At 70.0% G+C, this 18,175-nt stretch carries 18 protein-coding genes; 11 read left to right on the forward strand and 7 right to left on the reverse strand.

Going from position 1 to position 18,175, the window contains the following annotated elements; translation table 11 throughout:
* Positions 1 to 8: 8 nt before the first annotated feature.
* The 4 genes from ACYVGI_RS01910 to ACYVGI_RS01925 form a co-directional block, all read right to left on the reverse strand.
* A complete protein-coding gene (locus ACYVGI_RS01910; protein WP_460630967.1) occupies positions 9 to 989 on the reverse strand; it encodes an ABC transporter permease in 981 nt (326 codons plus the stop codon).
* Positions 986 to 1,921: an ROK family protein gene (locus ACYVGI_RS01915; RefSeq protein WP_460630968.1), complete on the reverse strand. Its 936-nt coding sequence runs from the start codon at positions 1,919 to 1,921 to the stop codon at positions 986 to 988. Before ACYVGI_RS01915 ends, ACYVGI_RS01910 begins: the two co-directional genes overlap by 4 nt.
* Positions 1,918 to 2,928, reverse strand: coding sequence for a phosphotriesterase family protein (locus tag ACYVGI_RS01920; protein WP_460630969.1), 1,011 nt, complete (start codon positions 2,926 to 2,928; stop codon positions 1,918 to 1,920). Before ACYVGI_RS01920 ends, ACYVGI_RS01915 begins: the two co-directional genes overlap by 4 nt.
* A gap of 151 nt (positions 2,929 to 3,079) precedes the next feature.
* The gene (locus ACYVGI_RS01925; RefSeq protein WP_460630970.1) at positions 3,080 to 4,207 is read right to left on the reverse strand and encodes a substrate-binding domain-containing protein; all 1,128 of its coding nucleotides are present in this window, start codon (positions 4,205 to 4,207) and stop codon (positions 3,080 to 3,082) included.
* A 244-nt stretch (positions 4,208 to 4,451) separates the two neighbouring features.
* Between ACYVGI_RS01925 and ACYVGI_RS01930 the strand changes: the two genes are divergently transcribed.
* A complete protein-coding gene (locus tag ACYVGI_RS01930) occupies positions 4,452 to 5,633 on the forward strand; it encodes an ROK family transcriptional regulator (RefSeq protein ID WP_460630971.1) in 1,182 nt (393 codons plus the stop codon).
* Between the two features lie 67 nt (positions 5,634 to 5,700).
* Complete coding sequence (locus tag ACYVGI_RS01935) at positions 5,701 to 6,267, forward strand: GIY-YIG nuclease family protein (protein WP_460630972.1); 567 nt, start codon at positions 5,701 to 5,703, stop codon at positions 6,265 to 6,267.
* Positions 6,268 to 6,328: 61 nt separating this feature from the next.
* Here ACYVGI_RS01935 and ACYVGI_RS01940 read toward each other — a convergent pair whose 3' ends face one another.
* A complete protein-coding gene (locus ACYVGI_RS01940) occupies positions 6,329 to 6,988 on the reverse strand; it encodes a TetR/AcrR family transcriptional regulator (protein WP_460630973.1) in 660 nt (219 codons plus the stop codon).
* Between the two features lie 67 nt (positions 6,989 to 7,055).
* On the opposite strand from ACYVGI_RS01940, the gene ACYVGI_RS01945 reads away from it, so the two are divergent.
* Both ACYVGI_RS01945 and ACYVGI_RS01950 read left to right on the forward strand, forming a co-directional pair.
* Positions 7,056 to 8,375, forward strand: a complete 1,320-nt coding sequence (locus tag ACYVGI_RS01945) for a glycosyltransferase (RefSeq protein WP_460630974.1) — start codon at positions 7,056 to 7,058, stop codon at positions 8,373 to 8,375.
* 19 nt (positions 8,376 to 8,394) lie between these two features.
* Positions 8,395 to 9,018 carry a hypothetical protein gene (locus ACYVGI_RS01950; protein WP_460630975.1) on the forward strand — a complete coding sequence of 208 codons (624 nt, stop codon included), beginning with the start codon at positions 8,395 to 8,397 and terminating at the stop codon, positions 9,016 to 9,018.
* Positions 9,019 to 9,084: 66 nt separating this feature from the next.
* On the opposite strand, the gene ACYVGI_RS01955 is transcribed toward ACYVGI_RS01950, so the two are convergent.
* Positions 9,085 to 9,207 carry a hypothetical protein gene (locus tag ACYVGI_RS01955; protein ID WP_460630976.1) on the reverse strand — a complete coding sequence of 41 codons (123 nt, stop codon included), beginning with the start codon at positions 9,205 to 9,207 and terminating at the stop codon, positions 9,085 to 9,087.
* 208 nt (positions 9,208 to 9,415) lie between these two features.
* On the opposite strand from ACYVGI_RS01955, the gene ACYVGI_RS01960 reads away from it, so the two are divergent.
* Positions 9,416 to 9,757 carry a hypothetical protein gene (locus ACYVGI_RS01960; protein ID WP_460630977.1) on the forward strand — a complete coding sequence of 114 codons (342 nt, stop codon included), beginning with the start codon at positions 9,416 to 9,418 and terminating at the stop codon, positions 9,755 to 9,757.
* A gap of 3 nt (positions 9,758 to 9,760) precedes the next feature.
* On the opposite strand, the gene ACYVGI_RS01965 is transcribed toward ACYVGI_RS01960, so the two are convergent.
* Positions 9,761 to 10,939: an ROK family transcriptional regulator gene (locus ACYVGI_RS01965; RefSeq protein ID WP_460630978.1), complete on the reverse strand. Its 1,179-nt coding sequence runs from the start codon at positions 10,937 to 10,939 to the stop codon at positions 9,761 to 9,763.
* A gap of 244 nt (positions 10,940 to 11,183) precedes the next feature.
* On the opposite strand from ACYVGI_RS01965, the gene ACYVGI_RS01970 reads away from it, so the two are divergent.
* From ACYVGI_RS01970 to ACYVGI_RS01995, 6 genes are read left to right on the forward strand one after another with little or no spacing between them, the layout of a single operon-like run.
* Positions 11,184 to 12,449 carry an ABC transporter substrate-binding protein gene (locus ACYVGI_RS01970; RefSeq protein ID WP_460630979.1) on the forward strand — a complete coding sequence of 422 codons (1,266 nt, stop codon included), beginning with the start codon at positions 11,184 to 11,186 and terminating at the stop codon, positions 12,447 to 12,449.
* Positions 12,450 to 12,477: 28 nt separating this feature from the next.
* Complete coding sequence (locus tag ACYVGI_RS01975; RefSeq protein WP_460630980.1) at positions 12,478 to 13,422, forward strand: carbohydrate ABC transporter permease; 945 nt, start codon at positions 12,478 to 12,480, stop codon at positions 13,420 to 13,422.
* Positions 13,419 to 14,360, forward strand: a complete 942-nt coding sequence (locus ACYVGI_RS01980) for a carbohydrate ABC transporter permease (RefSeq protein WP_460630981.1) — start codon at positions 13,419 to 13,421, stop codon at positions 14,358 to 14,360. Before ACYVGI_RS01975 ends, ACYVGI_RS01980 begins: the two co-directional genes overlap by 4 nt.
* Positions 14,360 to 16,084, forward strand: coding sequence for a hypothetical protein (locus ACYVGI_RS01985; protein ID WP_460630982.1), 1,725 nt, complete (start codon positions 14,360 to 14,362; stop codon positions 16,082 to 16,084). The genes ACYVGI_RS01980 and ACYVGI_RS01985 overlap by 1 nt, the downstream gene beginning before the upstream one ends.
* The gene (locus ACYVGI_RS01990) at positions 16,081 to 17,325 is read left to right on the forward strand and encodes a Gfo/Idh/MocA family protein (protein WP_460630983.1); all 1,245 of its coding nucleotides are present in this window, start codon (positions 16,081 to 16,083) and stop codon (positions 17,323 to 17,325) included. The genes ACYVGI_RS01985 and ACYVGI_RS01990 overlap by 4 nt, the downstream gene beginning before the upstream one ends.
* Complete coding sequence (locus ACYVGI_RS01995; RefSeq protein ID WP_460630984.1) at positions 17,316 to 18,143, forward strand: DUF6807 family protein; 828 nt, start codon at positions 17,316 to 17,318, stop codon at positions 18,141 to 18,143. The genes ACYVGI_RS01990 and ACYVGI_RS01995 overlap by 10 nt, the downstream gene beginning before the upstream one ends.
* Positions 18,144 to 18,175 lie beyond the last annotated feature (32 nt).

An 18,175-nucleotide genomic window follows, 5' to 3' on the forward strand; every position in this document is an offset into this window, starting at 1 on the left:
TTTCCGGTCTAGTTGCTCTTCTTGGCGCGGAGGGAGAGGGAGACGGCCACGAGGATGATCGCGCCGCGCACGATCATCTGCTGCGCCACCGTCAGGCCGCCGAGCAGCAGGCCGTAGTTGATCATGCTCATGAAGAGGCTGCCGACCAGGGCGCCGATGATGGAGCCCTTTCCGCCGGTGAGCGCCGTGCCGCCGACGATCACGGCGGCGAGCACGCTCATCAGATCGGAGCTGCCGAGCGTGTATGTCGCTCCGGCCAGACGGCCCGCATACAGCAGACCAGCGAGCGCCGCGGTCACGCCGCTGAGGATGAAGACCGCCATGCGGACGCGGTTGACCTTGATGCCGCTGACGGCCGCGGCAGCCGCCTTGTTGCCGACGGCGAGCACGTGCGCTCCGAACGCGCGCTGGCGGAGCACATGCCAGCCGATCGCGGTCACGACCGCCGTCCACCAGATCAGGATCGGGATGCCGAGCAGCGTGCCTCCACCGAACAGCCAGCCGAACACGGCGTCGGTGACCGGCACGGACTGCAGGTTGGTCGACTGCTGCGCGAGACCGGTGATGAGCCCCATGGTCGCCAGCGTCACCAGGAAGGACGGCAGCCGCACCAGGGTCACGAAGATGCCGTTGACCGCTCCGACGACGGCCCCTACCGCGAGTCCGGCGATCGCCGCGATCCACCACTGGTGCGTGGACTGGAGGGTGACGGCGGCGACGAGCGAGGCGAGCGCGACGGTCGATCCGATCGAGAGGTCGATCTCGCCGAGGCTGAGGACGAAGACGGTGCCGATGGCCATGACGGTGATCGGGGTCGCCTGGGTGATGATGTTGACCAGCGTGGTCCCGTTGAGGAAGTTGCCTCCCTGCGTGATGGCGAAGTAGAGGAAGACGACCACGAAGCCGATGTAGACGACGTACTGACGCCAGTCCGCGTGGCGCAGCCGTTCGCCGACGGTCAGCCTGCCGTCCGTGGTGGATACAGTCATGATGCTTCTCTTTCCGTGCTGAGCGGTGCGGCGTCGATGGCGAGGCGGACGGCGCCGAGGATGGGGGCGGAGGAACCGAGGCGGCTGATGCGCACCTCGATCGTCGGCCGGCCGAGGCGGCCGAGCCAGTGGAGGACGGGAGCGAGCAGTTCCTCGCGGCTGCCGATGCCGCCGCCGAGGACGAACAGTCCAGGGTCGATGACGGCGTCGACGGCGAGGATCGCGTGGGCGAGCCAGCGCGCCTCCTCGTCCAGCGACGCGACCGCGTCCTTGTGGCCTTCGGCTGCCAGCTCGAACACCTCGACGGCGCTCGACGGGGCGCGGCCGGAGGCGTGCTGGAAGCGCTGCGCGATCGATTCGCCGCTGACGACCTCCTCGAGAGCGCCGCGCCGCTGGTTGCGCGGGTCGAGCGGGTCAGATCCGATCGGCAGGTAGCCGATCTCGCCCGCTCCCCCGCGGACGCCCTGCCAGACACGGCGGTCGAGCACCACGCCGACGCCGATGCCGGTGCCGACGGAGACGAACGCGAAGGTGTCGACCTCCTCGCCCACGCCGCTGTGCAGTTCCCCGAGCGCTGCGATGTTCACGTCGTTGTCGATCACGACGGGGTGTCCGAGCCTGCTTTCGAGCTCGGCGACCACGTCGAAGCCTTCGAGGTCGCCCAGGTTGGGGGCGAGATCGAACTGCCCTGCCGCGGCGTCCGGCACTCCGGCTCCGCCGATCGCGGTCGCGACGACGGACGCAGGGGATGCGCCGATGGCGGAGGCCAGAGCATCCACCAGCCGGGCGAGCTGCGCCACGATCGCCCGGCCGTCGCTCGTCGGCTCCGTGGTCTCGTGCAGGACGTCGCCCGCGAGGGTGGCGATGCCGGCTCGCACCTTGGTGCCGCCGAGGTCGATCCCGACCACGTATCGATGCTGCCCGGTGCTCATGCGACCTCCAGCAGTGCAGCGGGGTTGGCGGAGAGCAACTGCTCGATCGCCGCGTCGGAGACACCGCGGTCGCGCAGCGCAGGCACGAAGACCGCACCGAGGTACGAATACCCGCTCACGCCGTGCGTGCCGGGGTTCATCCACACTTCGGCGCCCGTCAGATCCTGGGCGAGCAGGATGCGGTCGGTGAGCCCGTCGCCGACGAGCGTGGCGACGAGGTCGGCCCGACCCGCATCCGAGCGGTGGAAGGCGCGCTTGCCGAACTCGCCGTCCTCGCGCTCGTCTGCGACGGGGCCGAGGAAGAAGTCCCAGTTCTCCTTGCCGATCGTGTCGATGGCGACGCGAGCCCCCGCGTCGATGACACGGCGCACCAGGTCGGTGCCGAGCTGGGTGTCGAGGTGCCCGATGACGACCCTGTCGAGCTCGACGCCTTCGGAGCGCAGGATGTCGAGCTGTTCCATGGCCTGGGTTCCGTGGGTGGTGTGCGTCATGATCCCGAGCCCGGTCTCGCGCTGGGCGCGGGCCACGGCCCTGAGGCATTTCTCCTCGTGCGGCGTGATCTCGCCGAGGCTGGTCGCCTGCTCGCCGAACACTCCGGCACGGACGCCGGAGCCCCCGATGCCCACCACGGCGTCGCTGACGAGTCTGGCGGCGATGGTGTCGAGGTCGGCGGCCAGCGCCCACGCCGGGGAGTACGACTCCAGGTAGATCGCCGTGCCGGAGACGATGTGCAGTCCACTCCGCCGGGAGATCTCGACGAGCGCGGCGGCGTTGTCCCCGTTCTCGTCGCGGCCGACGACCCCGTACGGGCTCAGGTCGACGACGGTGCCGAAGCCGAGGTCGCGGAGCCCGGCCAGTGCATCCACTGCCCTGTCAGTGCGGTCGTCGCGGGTTCCCCCGGTGAGCCACGGGCCCGGTGTGAGCGACAGCAGATGCTCGTGCGGCATGACCCGTCCGAGAGCTGTCGAGTCGACCGGGCCGAGCACGGTCATGACCTGCCGTGTCATCGGTTCTCCTTCATGGTGCGTGCGGTTCGCGGCGATGCGCGACGATCCGCGTGGTTCGTGGTTCGTGGTTCGTGGTTCGTGGTTCATGGTGCAAGCGGATGGGGCTGGGCGGCCGAAGGGGGAGTCCGGCCGCCCAGCCGGTCTGTGGGCGTCAGCCGCCGGTCACGCTCGACGGCGGCTTGGTGCCGTAGTCGGACTCCCAGCCCTTGTCGAGGTTGGTCTTGGTGACCTTGGTCGGCACGGACGCGACGAGCTCAGGAGCCTTCTTGCCGATGACTCCGTATGCTCCGGCGAGCGCGAGGCCCTTGCCGATGCCGATCGAGCCGTTGCCCACCATGCCCGCGACGTTCGTGCCGGACATCATCGCTGCGCCGAGCGTGGTGTCGAGGTCGTTGGTGACGACCTTGATGTCGGTGCGGCCGGACGCCTTGATGGCGGCGACGACACCCTGGGCCGCTGTCGCCCAGGAGACGTAGATGCCCTTGAGGTTCGGGTTCTTGGCGATCATGGCCGCCGCGATGGTCTGCGTGGCGGTCTCATCGGCGAAGCCCTCGGAGTCGACGATCTTCACGTCAGGGTATTCGTAGGCGAGCCAGTCCTTGAAGGCCTTGTCGCGCTGGTTGGTGAACCAGAAGTTCGCGTTGTATGAGAGGTAGCCGACCTCGCCCTTCTTGCCGAGAGCGTCGCCGAGGATCTCGGCGTTGTCCCGCCCGGCTGCCGTGAGGTCTTCCGTGACGATGGAGACGAAGTCGGTGCCGGCCTTGTAGCCCTCCGGCGGTGTCGTCATGATGACGAGCTTCGTCCCGGCCTCGACAGCGGGCTTGAACGCCTTGGCCGCCGAGGTGGGGTCGACCGCGATGGTGACGATGATGCTCGGGTGCAGGGCGAGCACGGTCTGGACGTTGTTGGCCTGCGTCGCCGCGTTGAAGTTGGCCTGCGTGCTGGCGACCACGTCGATGCCGAGCTGCTTGAACTCGTTGCGAGCGCCCTTCTCGACGGCGGTCACGAAATCGGACGACGTGTGCCACACGAACGCCGCCGTGTACTTTCCGTCCTTGACCTTGGCCAGCTCGTCGCTGGTGAGCGAGAGCTCGGAGAGCGCGCCGGGCTTCTCGCCGTTCGGACCGGTGAATTCGAGGCTGGGCTTGGCCGCGGGCGTCGATGACTCGGAGGATGCGGGCGTGCCGGAGGAACATCCGGCGAGCGCGAGGGAGAGTGCGAGTGCGCCGATGACGGCGGCGCGAGCGGCGAGACGCCGGGTGGGACGTGCTGTGTGCATGGTGGGTTGCCTTCCGGGACCGGTTTGAACTCCTGTGCGGTGGCGTCCCCCGGGTATCTCGTGACCCCGTCACCGTTGACTTGCTGACACCATTTTGATTTCAACAAGCAATCAAAGTCAAGCGTGAAAATGTATCCATTAGGTTTCGGTCCCGTAAAACCTGCGGAAATGGGGTGCGGAGTGGCGCTGGACGTGCATCCTGAGCTAGTTTTGGGTTCACGTTGAAGACAAAGGGGGTGAGCCGGTGCAAGACACGCGAGCCATCAATCGCAACGCCGTCCTGACCGCCCTCATCGGATCGAGGCCGGCCAGCCGCAAGCAGATCGCGGAGCTGACGGGCATCTCCGCCGCCACCGTGACGCGCTCGATCGACCAGCTCCTTGCCGAGGGGATCGTGACGGAGACGACGGAGATCGTCTCCGAGGCCAGAGGCCGCCGCGCCGTCGAACTCGACATCGTCGCCGACCGCGCGTACGTCGTCGGGGTGGACCTCGGCGCATCCAACACGCGGATCATCGTGGCCGACCTGCTCGCGCATCCGGTGTTCGCGTCCGAGACGCCGACGCCGACCACCCTGCAGGAAGCCGAGCTCGCCGAGTGGATCGCGGCGACCGTCACGGAGGCTGCCTCCGACGTCTGGGACAGAGTGGAGCACGTGTGCCTCGGCCTCCCTGGCGCGGTGAACCAGCGCGACCTCAGCGTCTCCAACGCACCCAACCTGCCCGAAGTCGAGTCGCCGACCTTCCTCGCCTCCGTGGAGCGCGCGATGGGGCGAGCGATGCACTTCGACAACGACGCGAACTACGCCCTCCTGGGCGAGATGCACTTCGGCGCCGCCCGAGGAGCACCCAACGCGGCCATGCTGACGATCGGCTTCGGCCTCGGCGCCGGCCTCGCCATCGAGGGACGCATCCTGCAGGGCGAGAGAGGACTGATCGGGGAGTTCGGCCAGCTCCCCATCGGGCCGCTCGGCACCAGGCTCGAACACCTCGTGACGGGCGGCGGCATCCTGCGCAGGGCGGCAGAGGCCGGACTGCACCTGGATGCGCCGGCCCAGCTCTTCGCGGAGGACGCCGGCCCTGGCCTGCTGTCGCTGCGAGCCCACTTCGACCAGGCGCTCCTCGTGGTCCTGACAGCGACCACCGTCTCCTGCGACCCCCAGACCATCGTGCTCGGCGGCGGCATCGCCAACTCGCTGACCTCGTCGCTCGATCGCTACCGGATCGCACTCGAACAGAACCTCCGGGTCTCCCCCGGCCTCGCCACCGCCCAGCTCGGCGACTTCTCCGGCGCGGTCGGTTCCGTCGTCGCCGCGCTGCACACGGTCTATGCGGGACTCGGCGTGGAGGAGACGGCGATCGTGCACCTGCCGACCGGCGACGCGCTGACGGCCGACGAGGTCGCGCGGGTCAGGGCGCTCCGGTAGCCGGCGGCGCGCAACGCGCGTCCGGCTGGCCCGACCCGGTGTCGGACGCCGCCGCTACGCTTCCGGCATGACCGGCCCCACCCCCTGCGTCGCCGCGGACGACGACGTCCCGTGCGCCAGCCCCGCGCATCCGGGGGCTCCAGTGCCGCTGTGCCTGCAGCACCTGCTCGCAGCGGCAGAGTGGGTCGCAGACGACTGCGGCCAGGTGGATGCGCTGCCCGCCCCGTGCGCGCTCTGCGGCTCCCGCCTCGGCGTGCGATACCCGTCCGCCTGGCTGTGCGCGGTGTGCGAGTGGCGTTTCGGCGAGACGGTATCGGGGGAGCCTGCTCCCCCGCGCGTCGACGTGGTCTACTACCTGCGGTTCCGCGACCGGATCAAGATCGGCACCACCGCGAACCCGCGCGGGCGGTTCTCCAGCCTGCCGCACGACGAGGTGCTGGCGTTCGAGCGCGGCGACCGGGCGCTCGAACAGCGCAGGCACGCGCAGTTCGCGGGCCAGCGCATCCCGCGCACGGAGTGGTTCGAGCGCAGCGACGCACTGGATGCGCACATCGCGGCGGTGAGCGCCGGCGTCTCCGATCCGTGGTCGCTGCTGGCGCGGTGGCGGAGCGAGGCGATCGCGCTGCGCGGCTAGCCCTGGGTGGGGGCAGGGCTCTGGCTCACGCTCCGGCCCTGGCTCACGCCCCGGCTCTGGCTCACGCTCCGGCGGCCACCGTCGCCGACACCGTGCGGATCAGCCAGTCTCGGTAGCGCTCGAACGTCCAGCCGCTCTGCTGGACGAGCTGCTGATGACCCTCGGGCGACATCAGGAAGGAGAGCACGTCGGCGAGGTGCTGCAGGGCGTCGTCGGAGGGCGCGCCCACCGCGCCGCGTGCCGCCAGCAGCCCCACCATCCTGCGGTAGTCGGCGTGCCGGCGTTCGAGCAGCGAGGCGAGCACGTCGCCGACGTGCGTGTCTTCCGCCGCCGCAGCGAGGAACGCCGCCCACAGGCCGCTCGTGCGCGCGTTGGCCTCGGCGATCAGGCCGACCATCGCGGTGAGGAACGCTCCGGTGTCCTCGATCGCCATGATCGCGGCGACCTCCGGGCGTTCGCTGAGCGATTCGTCGCCGGCGCTACCCGCGAACGCGAGCTCGAACGCGCCGAGCAGCAGCGCCCGCTTCGGACCGTGCACCTTCACGCTCTCCACCGAGACCCCGGCGCCCGCGGCGATGTCGGCCAGGGACGCGCCGGTGTACCCCTTCGCCGAGAACACCTCGAAGGCGGAGGCCAGGATGCGCTGCCTCGTCTGGCGCGCCTGCTCCTCGCGAAGGGTCGACCGGTACTGCCGGGGCGCGCCGTTCTCCGAATCAGCCATTGACTACCCTTCGTGTGTAGTGAATACTATCTACGTTCATCCAACTCTAACCCGAATGCGAGCACCCATGACCACCATCCTTCTCTGCAGCACACCCGTGCACGGACACGTGACGCCGCTGCTCGCGGTCTCCCGCCACCTGGCCGATCGCGGCCACCGCGTGCTCTTCCTCACCGGCGCCCGCTATGCGGAACGCGTCATCGCCACCGGCGCCACCTTCCTCCCGCTGCCGGCGGAGGCCGACTACGACGACACCGACATGGATGCGGCGTTCCCCGGCCGCGTGGGACTCACCGGTCCAGCGGGCATCCGCTACGACATGACCACGATCTTCCTGCGCCCGGCCCGCGCGCAGCTCGCAGCGGTCGACGCGATCGTCGCCGAGCACGACGTGGATGCGGTGCTCGCCGAGAGCCTGTTCCTCGGCGCCGCCCTGCTCTCCACCCGGCCACGCGCATCCCGGCCGGCGGTGGTCAACCTCGGCATCGTGCCGCTCGGGCTCAAGAGCAAAGACGTGGCGCCGTTCGGACTCGGCGTGCAGCCGAAGCCCGGTGTCGCCGGACGTCTGCGCAACGCGGCCCTCACCGCGGTGGCGGAGAAGGTGATCTTCGCACCGGTGCAGAAGGCGGCCGGCCGCATCGCGCACGAGGCGACAGGGGCGTCGCTGAACGGCTTCATCCTCAACTGGCCGTCGCACGCGGACGCCATCGTGCAGTTCACGGTGCCCGAGTTCGAGTATCCGCGCTCCGACCTGCCCGCGACCGTCCACTTCGTGGGACCCGTCTCGCGCACGCGCCCATCGGATGCGCCCCTGCCCGCCTGGTGGGACGACCTCTCCGACGGCCGCCCGGTCGTCCACGTCACGCAGGGCACGGTCGCCAACCGCGACTTCGGCGACCTGCTGCTGCCGACGATCCGCGGCCTCGCCGACGACGACGTGTGGGTGGTCGCGAGCACCGGGGGCCGCCCGGTGAGCGAGCTGGATGCAGACCTCCCGCCGAACGCGCGCGTCGCCTCCTACCTGCCGTACGACGCACTGCTCCCGCGCGCGTCCGCGTACGTGACCAACGGCGGCTACGGCGGCGTGCACTACGCGATGGAGCACGGAGTGCCGGTGGTGATCGCCGGAACGACGGAGGACAAGGTCGAGGTGTCCGCCCGCGTGGCCTGGTCGGGCATCGGCGTGAACCTCGCGACCAACCAGCCGACGGCCGCCGCGGTCGGCGCCGCGGTGCGCACAGTGCTCGCCGACCACCGCTACGCGGACCGCAGCGCGGCCATCGGGGAGGCGATCCGCGCATCCACGGGGCTGGCCGGGCTGGAGCGCGCGGTGCTGGGGCTGACGGATGCGCGCGGCGGGAAACGCACTCATTCGCCGCTTGGATGAATGGCAGAAGCGTTCGCTGTTGGATTCGATCAATGGCGCTGCGTACCATCGAAGCAGGCAGACCATCGTCGCTCGGCCCACGCGCAGCCGAACGACACCAGAGGAGTCCGCCATCACCGAGTTCCGCATCGAGCTGGTCGCTCGCGACGAGCTCGGCTCCATCGTCACCCTGTTCACGTCGCACGGCGCCGTCGACGCGCAGAGGGCCGCTGCCGAGATCGCGGACGGCACGGCCACCTACGTCACCGGCCCCGACCCGTACGTGCGCGCGGTCGTCAGCGCCATCTCATCGCCCGTCGGCCCATACCTCTACGTGAACTGGGACGGCACCCGCCGCAACAACCTGCACGAGCTGTCGGCGGGCAAACCGGTGCGGCTCGCGACGCCCGCGCAACCACAGGGCGCGAGCGGGTGGATGCGTGTGCGCGCCGCGCTGACGGGCCTCGCGACCCCCTCCGCGCTGCGCGGGCGCGCTGGCGCGGCACGCGGGACCCGCGCCGAGCACGAGCAGGAGCAGGAGTCGCGCCGGAGTCGACCGGAGGCCGCCATGCGCGACCGGATCAATCCGTTCGCGCCCCTCTTCCTCGACCTGATCCGCCCGCACGGCGTGACGCCGCGCCGCCGGGCGGAGTGGCACAGCTAGCACCCCCTGCGCCGCGAACCGGCGAGCTGCAGGCAACTGCGGCGCACCCCGGGCATTTCGCGACAGTCACTGGCGTCTCGACGGCGCAGGCGGGCTGAGCCAGGCCGCCGAGAGGGCGGGAGGGGCGCACTCCGTGAGGCGGTACAGGCGGGCGCGGGCGGAGTCCGCGGCGACGCGGGCGGCATCCACGACCGGAATGGGAGCTCCGGCACGCACCGCGCCATCCGCAGGTCGCATCGCCCGCGCGCCCCTCGCATCCGGTGCCTTACTCCCCCACGAACCGAACCAGCGCATGAGCAGAGTCTCCCGAGCCGGCCTGGACGTCACGCCGGGATTCCGGCCCTCCGGCATGAGAATGCGCACACGTCGCCGACCGCCGCACCGCTAGGCTCCCCGCATGGAAGCGACCTGGCTCAGAGCAGCAGAACCTCCCACCTGGCCGATGGACACGACCACGTACCGTGTGCGCATCTGGGCGCCTCAGCAGGAGCCGTACACCGGCTGGTTCCTGGACGACTGGGACCTCACCGGCGCGACGGACGTGACCGAGGTCATCGCGTGGGCCGAGGAGGAGGCCGCACGCCTGCCCGGCGGCTCCTGCGAGGTGCTGGTGCCCGCTGTCGACCACGGCACGCGGCGCGACGGCAGCCTCGCGGAGCAGGTGCGCCACCTCCGCGTCTACGGGACCCCGGCCGATACCGGGGCGACGGAGACGGTGGTGTCTTTCACGCGGGACTGACCCTCACACCAGATACGTCGCCCCGCGCGCCCGCTCGATCGCGAGCGCGCTGATGCCGGTGATCGCCGCGTCGAAGCCGAGGCTGCTGGCGACGAGGCGCGGGGGCGACGGGATGCGGCCGATCAGGCGGCGGCTGAGCTGGTCGACGGAGAGGGCGCTGTACTGGCCGAACGCTCCGGCGAGCACGATCACGCTGGGGGCGATGACCACGGAGATGGCCGCGCAGACCAGGCCGATCAGGTCGAAGAACTCGTCGCGGGCCCGACCTGCGACGACGTCGCCGTCTTCGACAGCCGCCATCATGCGGCGGAACGCCGGGCCGATGCGGCGGTCGACGTGCGGGCCACCCAGGTCCACCCAGGCCGCGAGCTCGGCGGCGATCGCGTTCTCGGTGTCGCCGTGGTCGGTGAAATAGCGCGAGAACGACGCCGTGGAGGTGAGCAGGTAGCCCACCTCGCCCGCCGCGGAGCGGAACCCGCGGTGGATGCGCCCCTCACTGGCGATCCCGGCGCCGATGCCCGTTCCGAGCACCAGGGCGATCGCGCTCTCCTCGCCGCGCGCAGCCCCGTGCAGGTATTCGCCGTAGACCGTGGCGTTTGCGTCGTTCTCGGCGAGGACGGGCAGGCCGGTGCGTTCGTGCAGGATGTCGGCGACAGGCACATCCCGCCACTCCAGCTCGCTGGCCTTCGTGACGTGGCCGTCGTCGGTGATGCCGGGCAGCGCGATCCCGATGCCTGTCACCGGTGTGCCTGTGCCCGGCGCCACGAGCGCGTCGACGAGCTCGAGGAGTCCGTCGAGGCGGGCGGCGCCGGGGTCGGAGCCGTCGAACCGGAACGGGAGGTACTGCTCGTGCAGGACCGTGCCGGCCAGATCCACGATGCGGCCGCGGGCGTTGGCCTCGGTGATGTCGATGGCCAGGACCGCCCTGCCCGTGGAGACGTAGCGCAGCAGGCTCGACGGGCGGCCGGGCGACGAGCGGTCGAGGCCGGCGATCTCGATCTGGCCTTCCTCGATGAGGGCCTGGGTGAGGCGCTCGACGGTGGCGGAACCGAGGCCGGTGCGCTCGCGGATCTCGCGCCGCGAGATGGGTCCCGCCGCGCGCAGCAGGTCGAGGATCGCGGTGCGGTTGATCTCCGTCACGTCGCGGGTGGTCGCGGTTCGCGGGATGTCCGACACGCTCATCGGCCCCCCTTTCACATCGCCGTGAGTAAATCATCCCGTACCGGAAGCCCCGGTGACAAGGGGTCTCTGTACCCCGTCAGCATAGCGGGATCGGACTTCTTGTTGTGATTTATGCATCGTAGTGATAGAAAAGCCTGCAACGGTTCGCGTACCCGCGCCGGCCGTCGGCCACTTCTCGAACGATTTGGACTCAACGATGAATCTCAGTTCCCGCTTCAGAGGCATTCCCCGCCGTCGGCGCCTGTTGGCCGCCACGGGTGTCATCGCAGCAGCAGCCGTCGCACTCACCGGCTGTTCGGCCGGTGGCGACAGCTCGGGTGGCGACGTCAAGAAGCTCACCCTCTGGCTCTCCTCCAGCGCCGCCCAGCAGAAGGGCTTCGACCAGCTCTCCGCCGACTACAAGAAGAAGACCGGCATCACGGTCGACGTCGTCAACATCCCGTACTCGGGATACGCGACCAAGCTGCACAACGCCGCCCAGGCCAACGCCCTCCCCGACATCGCGAACGTCCCTGCGCTCGACCCGATCTGGAAGAACAAGCTCGTCGACCTCAGCTCGATCACCGACACGAAGTCGAACAACATCAACGAGAGCTACGTCGCCAAGGGGACGGACGGCACGACCCTCGCCATCCCCTCCGACGTCACCTCCACCGGCCTGTTCATCAACAAGTCGCTCTGGGAGAAGGCCGGCGTCAGCGTCCCGTCGTCGCCGGACAGCACCTGGACCTGGCCGGAGTTCGTCGCCGCGGCCGACAAGGTGCGCGAGTCGACCGGCGCGAAGTACTCGCTCGTCTACGACGCCTCCCCGTCGCGCCTGCGCGCCCAGGTATACGAGATGGGCGGAAAGTACATGCAGCAGGGCTCCGACGGGAAGTTCTCCGCTGACGCCGCCACGAAGAAGGCCGTCGACTACTTCGTCAGCCTGAACGACGACAAGACCATGCCGAAGTCCGTCTGGACCAGCGGCGCCGACCCGTCGGCGCTGTTCCAGAGCGGCCAGGTCGCCGCGTACTGGTCGGGCGTCTGGCAGGTCTCCGCCTTCGCCACGAGCATCACCTCGTTCGACTGGGCGAGCGTCCCCACCCCTGCCCAGCCCGTTCAGGCAGCGGACGTGAACGCGGGCGGCCTCGTGGTCGGCTTCCAGAACAGCGACGCCGAGGGCAAAGCGGCGAAGTCCTTCCTGGAGTGGATGTACGAGCCGGCCCAGTACAAGAAGCTCGCCGAGACCAACGGCTACCTTCCCGTGGAGAAGGGCCTCGACATCACCTACGACTTCACCTCGCAGGCGGCACTGGATGCGTTCGACCTCTACAACAAGGAGCTCGAGGTCTACAAGCCCATCTCCGGCTACTTCCTGCAGGCGCAGGTGAAATGGGCCCTCGACGGCAAGTCGATCACGACCGACCCGACCGTGACCGAGATCGGCAAGGCGATCAACGGCCAGCAGACGTCAGCAGAGGCCGTGAAGAACATCGTCGACGGCTACGACAAGCAGGTCGGCAAGTAGGACGAGCAGGAGAGGAGGGAAGGAACCCATGTCGGCAACAGGCACAGCCACCCCGCGGGTGGTCGGGACACGCGCATCCGGGGCCCAGCGCACGCACAGGCGGCTGAACCACTACCGTTTCGCGCCGCTCGTGCTCATCCTGGTGAACGTCGTGCTGTTCGCGGCCTTCTTCGCCTGGCCGGCCATCATCGGCCTGGTGTACTCGTTCACCGACTACACCGGCGTGGGTTCCTTCCACTTCATCGGGCTGTCGAACTACCAGCAGCTCTTCGGGGACTCCGCGTTCTACGCGGCTCTCGGCAGGACGGTGCTGTTCACGCTCGTCGTCGTTCCGACCAGCTTCGTCTTCTCGCTGCTGGTGGCGAATCTGATGGTGAGCCAGTACGCCAAGGGCAAGCTCGTGGCGCGCATCATCTTCTTCGTGCCGTGGCTGATCTCGCCGATCGTCTCCGGCGTGATCTGGCGGTGGCTGTTCGGCGAGAACTTCGGCCTCGTCAACTTCGTGATCGAGTCGCTCGGCGGCTCGGCCGTGCCGTGGCAGTCCAACGCCGACCTGTCGCTGATGGTCGTGGTGATCGCAGCGACCTGGGGCGGCACGGCGTTCTCGATGCTGCTCTTCATCGCCGCGATCAAGAACGTGCCCGTCTCCTACTATGAGGCGGCTGCGCTCGACGGCGCGGGCCCGTGGCAGTTGTTCCGCAACATCACGCTGCCGAGCATCGCTCCCACCTCGTTCATCGTGATCCTGCTGACCACGCTGAACGCGATGAAGGAGTACGCGCTGTTCCAGTCGCTCAACAACGGCGGCCCGGGAACGTCGAACAACCTGCTCGTGCAGTACATCTACCAGACCGGGTTCCAGCAGGGCCAGATCGGCTACGCCAGCGCGGCCAGCTTCGTGCTGATGATCATCCTGATGGCCATCGCGATCATCCAACTGACTGTCAACCGCAGAACGGAGCGCCGCCGATGACCGCCAGCGTTGCAGACCCCCGCATCGACATGGCACCGGATGCGCGACCCGCGCAGCCGCGCGCCGGCCGTTCGCGAGGCCGTTGGGCCGGTGGCGGCCGGGGCCGCACGAACGGCGCCAAGCACCTCGGCCGCGCCATCGCGCCGACCACCCTGCTCTGGGTGCTCGCCTTCGCATACGGCTTCCCCCTGCTGTGGTTCGTGCTCAGCTCGTTCAAGCCGGCGGGCGACCTGTTCTCGTTCCCGCTCTCGCTGCTTCCCAAGTCGTGGACCGTCCAGGGCTACATCGACGCGTGGAACAGCTTCAACTTCTACGAGTTCTTCGGCAACACGTTCCTGGTCGCGATCGTGACCACGATTCTCACCGTGGTGGCGAGCTGCTGCACCGGCTACGCGCTCGCCAAGTACGACAACCTCTGGCTCAAGATCTTCTTCGTCTGCATCCTGGCCACCACGATGCTCCCCACCGAGGTCATGCTCGCCCCGACCTTCCTGGTGGTCCGCGACCTCGGGATGTACAACTCGCTGGCCGGCATCATCGTCCCGTCGATCCTCACCGCGACCGGCGTGCTGATGTTCCGCGCGTTCTTCCTCACGGTGCCGGACGAGCTGGTCGAGGCCGCCCGCATCGACGGCGCGAGGGAGCTGGCGATCTTCTTCCGCATCATGGTCCCGATCTCGCGTCCGATCATGCTGACGCTCGCGATCTTCTCCTTCCAGTGGCGCTGGAACGACTACATCTGGCCGCTGCTGGTGCTCAACGACCCGAGCAAGTTCACCCTCCAGATCGGCATCCAGAGCATCGTCGGAGCGCAGAACATCAACTGGTCTGTGCTGCTCGGCGCATCCGTCATCTCGATCGTGCCGCTGGTGCTGCTCTACCTGGTGTTCCAGAAGTACGTGATGAACGCCAACATCAACGCCGGATTGAAGGACTGATGGGCGACGCCGCTCCCGCCCCCGCCCTGTTGGGCGCAGCGAGGGAGACCGCCCTGCGGGCAGCACGGGAGGCGGTGGACTCCCCCGTCGACCGGCTCCCGCATCGCGAGCTCATGCGCCGCGTGAAGACGCTGGTCTCCGTCGCCATCGTCTCCGGGCACCCGACGCACGAGACCGTCGACACCCTCGGCGCGCTGCTCGGCGAGCTCCGCCGCCTGCAGACGCCGACCGGCCTGTTCGAGGGCGGAGACAACGTGCAGTCCCCACCGGACAGCGCCTTCACGATCAACGACGCCTGCGACGTGCACCACCTGCTGCGGGATGCGGTCGACCCGTCCCTCGCGGAGGTGCGGGATGCGCTCGCAACGCTCATCCGGAACGCCACCCCGCCGCTGCTCGCCGGCGGGGTGCACACGCCGAACCACCGGTGGGAGATCAGCGCGGCGCTCGCGCGCATCCATCGTTCGTTCCCCGACGCGCGCCTGGTGGGCCGGGTGGACGAGTGGCTGGCCGAAGGCGTCGACATCGACGAGGACGGCTACTACTCGGAGCGGAGCCCGAACTACGCGTCGGCGGTGAGCAATCCGTCGCTGCTGGCGATCGCGGAGATCCTGGACCGGCCTGAGCTGCGGCGCGTGGTCGAGCGCAACCTGGAACTCACGCTCGCGCTCATCCACTCCGATCGCACGGTCGAGACGCTTCCGTCACGGCGGCAGGACCAGGGGGCGAGGTTCCCGCTCGCGCCGTACGCGGTGCCGTTCCGCTCTCATTCCCTCTCGACAGGTCGCGGCGACTTCGCGTGGGCGGCCGAGCTGGCCGTGGCGGACGGGGTCGGCGACCCCGGCGTGCTGGCCGAGTTGCTGCTGCATCCCTCGCTGAGCGATCCGCTTCCTGGCGCGGCCGCCCCGCGGCGAGAGGGCACGACGGTGCATCCCGGCGTCTCGCTGGCCCTTCGCCGGGGCGTCTCCGCCGACACCGTCGTATACGGCGGCTCGGACTACGGCCGGCACGGTCGCATCCGCTCCGGCCTCGCCAACGATCCGACCTTCCTACGGCTGTTCGCGGGCGACGCGGTGCTGGACTCCGTGCGGCTGTCGCGCACCTTCTTCGGCCTCGGGCCGTTCCGCGCAGACGCGTTCCGCACACTCGCCGATGGGCGCATCGAGCTGCGCGAGCGCGTGTCGGCCCGGTACTACCAGCCGCTCGCGCCCGATGCCCGCCGCGCGGGCGCCGACTACGCTGTGACCGACGACGGACGGTTCGCCGCTGCCATGGCCTTCCCGGAGCGCACGGCGGACGAGGTCGCGCTGGAGACGACGATCCTGGTCGTGCTGCACGACGACGGCGCCGACCTCGAAGTGACCATCGACGGGCCGCCGAGCCCGTGGACGCTGGAACTGGGGTTCCGCGACGGCGGGACGGTGGATGCGCCGCAGCGCGACCACGACGGTGCCCACATCCTCGGTGCCCGCATCCTCGGTGCCCACATCCTCGGTGCCCATATCCTCGGTGCCCGTCGCGCGCGCTACACCCGCTGCGGCGACGCGATCACGGTCGAGCTCGACGGCATCGATCCCGACGCCGACCCGGCGCCGTACTGGCCGGGCGAGGACTATGCGTTCCTCTCCGGCACGGACGCGGTCGGCGGTGTCCGGCTGCTCGTCGGCGGCACGACGCCCACGCGGTTCGTGGTGCGGCTTCGCGCCGGGGCGGCAGACGCGTGAGCGGGACGGAATCGCGGGACGGCACGACCGCATCCCGTGCAGGAGCACGCGCAGCCACCGCAGCCACCGCGGCGCCCGCAGCGACCGCGCCCGCCCGCGTCGCCGTCGTCGGAGTGCAGGGATACGGCACCGCGCACATCCTGAACGCCCTGGAGCTCGAGGATCGCGGTCTGGTCGAGCTCGTCGCCCTGGTCGACCCGGCGCGCGGGCCGCTCGTGCGCGACGGCGTGCGCGTACCGGAGGACAGGCTGCCCGTGCGACTGGACCACATCGACGAGCTTCTGGGGAGCATCCCCGTGGACATCGTCATCGTGGCGACCCCGCTGCACACGCACGCCACGCTCGCCGCGGCCGCGCTGCGGGCCGGCGCAGACGTGCTGCTCGAGAAGCCGCCCGTCACCGAGCTCGCCACCTTCGCACGACTTGAGGCGGTGACGCGGGAGACCGGCGGCCTGGTGCAGGTCGGCTTCCAGAGCCTGGGGTCCGGTGCGCTCGCCGAGCTGCTGCGGCTGATCGAGTCCGGAGCGCTCGGCGATCTGCTCTCGATCGGCGCGGCGGGGTCGTGGACGCGCCCCCGCGGATACTGGACGCGCGCTCGCTGGGCGGGCCGCCGCATCCTGGACGGTGCCAGGGTGGCGGACGGCGCGGTCGCCAACCCGTTCGCGCACGCCGTGATGACCTCGCTGCGCATCGCGGGCTGGGACTCTCCAGAGGCCATCGGCACCATCGAGACCGACCTGCGCAGGGTGAACCCGATCGAGGTCGACGACACCTCCACCGTGCGGGTGCGGCCCTCCGCGCGGGGGGCGCAGACGTTCGGCGGCACACTGACCTGCGCGTTCACGCTCGCGGGCCCCGTGGAGGCCGACCCGACCATCCTGGTGCGAGGCACAGACGGCGAGGCGACCCTGTCGTACACGACAGACCGGCTGACCGTGGCGACGCGCGACGGGCGCACCGAGGAACGGCAGTACGGGCGTCGTGACCTGCTCGAGAACCTGATCGAGGCCAGGCGCGACGGCGGAGCGCTGCTCTCCCCACTCTCCGCGACAGGCGGTTTCGTGCGCGTGATCGAGGCGGTCGGGGATGCGCCCGTCGCCCCGATCGACGCCGGGCACGTCACCTGGGACGGACTCGGGCCGTCCAGGCGCCCGGTGCTCGCCGACGCGGAGGCCGCTGTGCGCCGCGCCGTCGAGACGCAGCGGCTCTTCGGCGAACTGGACGGGCTGCCGTGGCGCTGAGAGCCGTGCGCGACGCCATCGGGGTCGACATCCTGCTCGGCGCCCAGCGCGTCGCCCGCTACGTGTCAGCGCCGGAGACACCCGCGTTCGAGTCTCCCCGGCCGTACCTCTACCCGATCACGACGGCGGCGGGCGTGCCGGTGGCCGACTTCCAGCCGGACGACCACACCTGGCACCACGGCTTCTCGCTTGCGCTGCCGAACGCCGGACGGGCGAACCTGTGGGGCGGGCGCAGTTGGGACCGCGACGCGAGCGCCTACCTCGACAGGGGCGACAACGGGTGGATGCGCACGGAGAGCATCCAGGTGGACCCTGCCGGCGCCGTCGTCTCGTCGGTCGCCTGGCTCGACGCGGCGGGAGAACGGCTCGCGACGGAAGAACGCGCCCTCGCCTTCGCGGAAGCAGAGCGAGGGTGGACCCTGGACTGGGAGTCGCGCATCCACGTCGCGTCGCCGCTGACGCTCGGCAGCCCCGCCACCCACGGCCGCACCGGCGCGGGATACGGCGGACTGTTCTTTCGGGCGGCGCCCGAGTTCCGCGGCGCGACGGCGACGGCGGACGACGGGAGGTCGGGACCGGGCGACGACTTCCGCGGCGAGCGCGCGCGCTCGCTCGCGCTGACCAGGCCGGACGGGGCGGCGACCGTCGTGCTCGCGGTGGAGGCAGAGACCTCGTGGTTCGTGCGGTCGACGGAGTACCCGGGGTTCGGGCCGGCACCGTTCGACACGGCGGAGGTGCGGGTGGAGCCGGGCGAGGGCTGGTCCATCCGCGCGCGGCTCCTCGTGCTCGACGGCGACGACACGCGCCGCGTCGGCTGAGCAGTCAGGTCGGCTGAGCAGTCAGGTCGGCT

Source organism: Leifsonia lichenia (genome assembly GCF_054780215.1).

What these genes read in the sequence shown, in the direction of transcription:
- ACYVGI_RS01935 (WP_460630972.1), top strand. Translation starts at nt 5,701, where the DNA reads ATGACCGGCCCCACCCCCTGCGTCGCCGCGGACGACGACGTCCCGTGC.
- ACYVGI_RS01975 (WP_460630980.1), top strand. Translation starts at nt 12,478, where the DNA reads ATGTCGGCAACAGGCACAGCCACCCCGCGGGTGGTCGGGACACGCGCA.
- ACYVGI_RS01960 (WP_460630977.1), top strand. Translation starts at nt 9,416, where the DNA reads ATGGAAGCGACCTGGCTCAGAGCAGCAGAACCTCCCACCTGGCCGATG.
- ACYVGI_RS01985 (WP_460630982.1), top strand. Translation starts at nt 14,360, where the DNA reads ATGGGCGACGCCGCTCCCGCCCCCGCCCTGTTGGGCGCAGCGAGGGAG.
- ACYVGI_RS01910 (WP_460630967.1), bottom strand. Translation starts at nt 989, where the DNA reads ATGACTGTATCCACCACGGACGGCAGGCTGACCGTCGGCGAACGGCTG.
- ACYVGI_RS01965 (WP_460630978.1), bottom strand. Translation starts at nt 10,939, where the DNA reads ATGAGCGTGTCGGACATCCCGCGAACCGCGACCACCCGCGACGTGACG.
- ACYVGI_RS01940 (WP_460630973.1), bottom strand. Translation starts at nt 6,988, where the DNA reads ATGGCTGATTCGGAGAACGGCGCGCCCCGGCAGTACCGGTCGACCCTT.
- ACYVGI_RS01945 (WP_460630974.1), top strand. Translation starts at nt 7,056, where the DNA reads ATGACCACCATCCTTCTCTGCAGCACACCCGTGCACGGACACGTGACG.
- ACYVGI_RS01980 (WP_460630981.1), top strand. Translation starts at nt 13,419, where the DNA reads ATGACCGCCAGCGTTGCAGACCCCCGCATCGACATGGCACCGGATGCG.
- ACYVGI_RS01915 (WP_460630968.1), bottom strand. Translation starts at nt 1,921, where the DNA reads ATGAGCACCGGGCAGCATCGATACGTGGTCGGGATCGACCTCGGCGGC.
- ACYVGI_RS01925 (WP_460630970.1), bottom strand. Translation starts at nt 4,207, where the DNA reads ATGCACACAGCACGTCCCACCCGGCGTCTCGCCGCTCGCGCCGCCGTC.
- ACYVGI_RS01920 (WP_460630969.1), bottom strand. Translation starts at nt 2,928, where the DNA reads ATGACACGGCAGGTCATGACCGTGCTCGGCCCGGTCGACTCGACAGCT.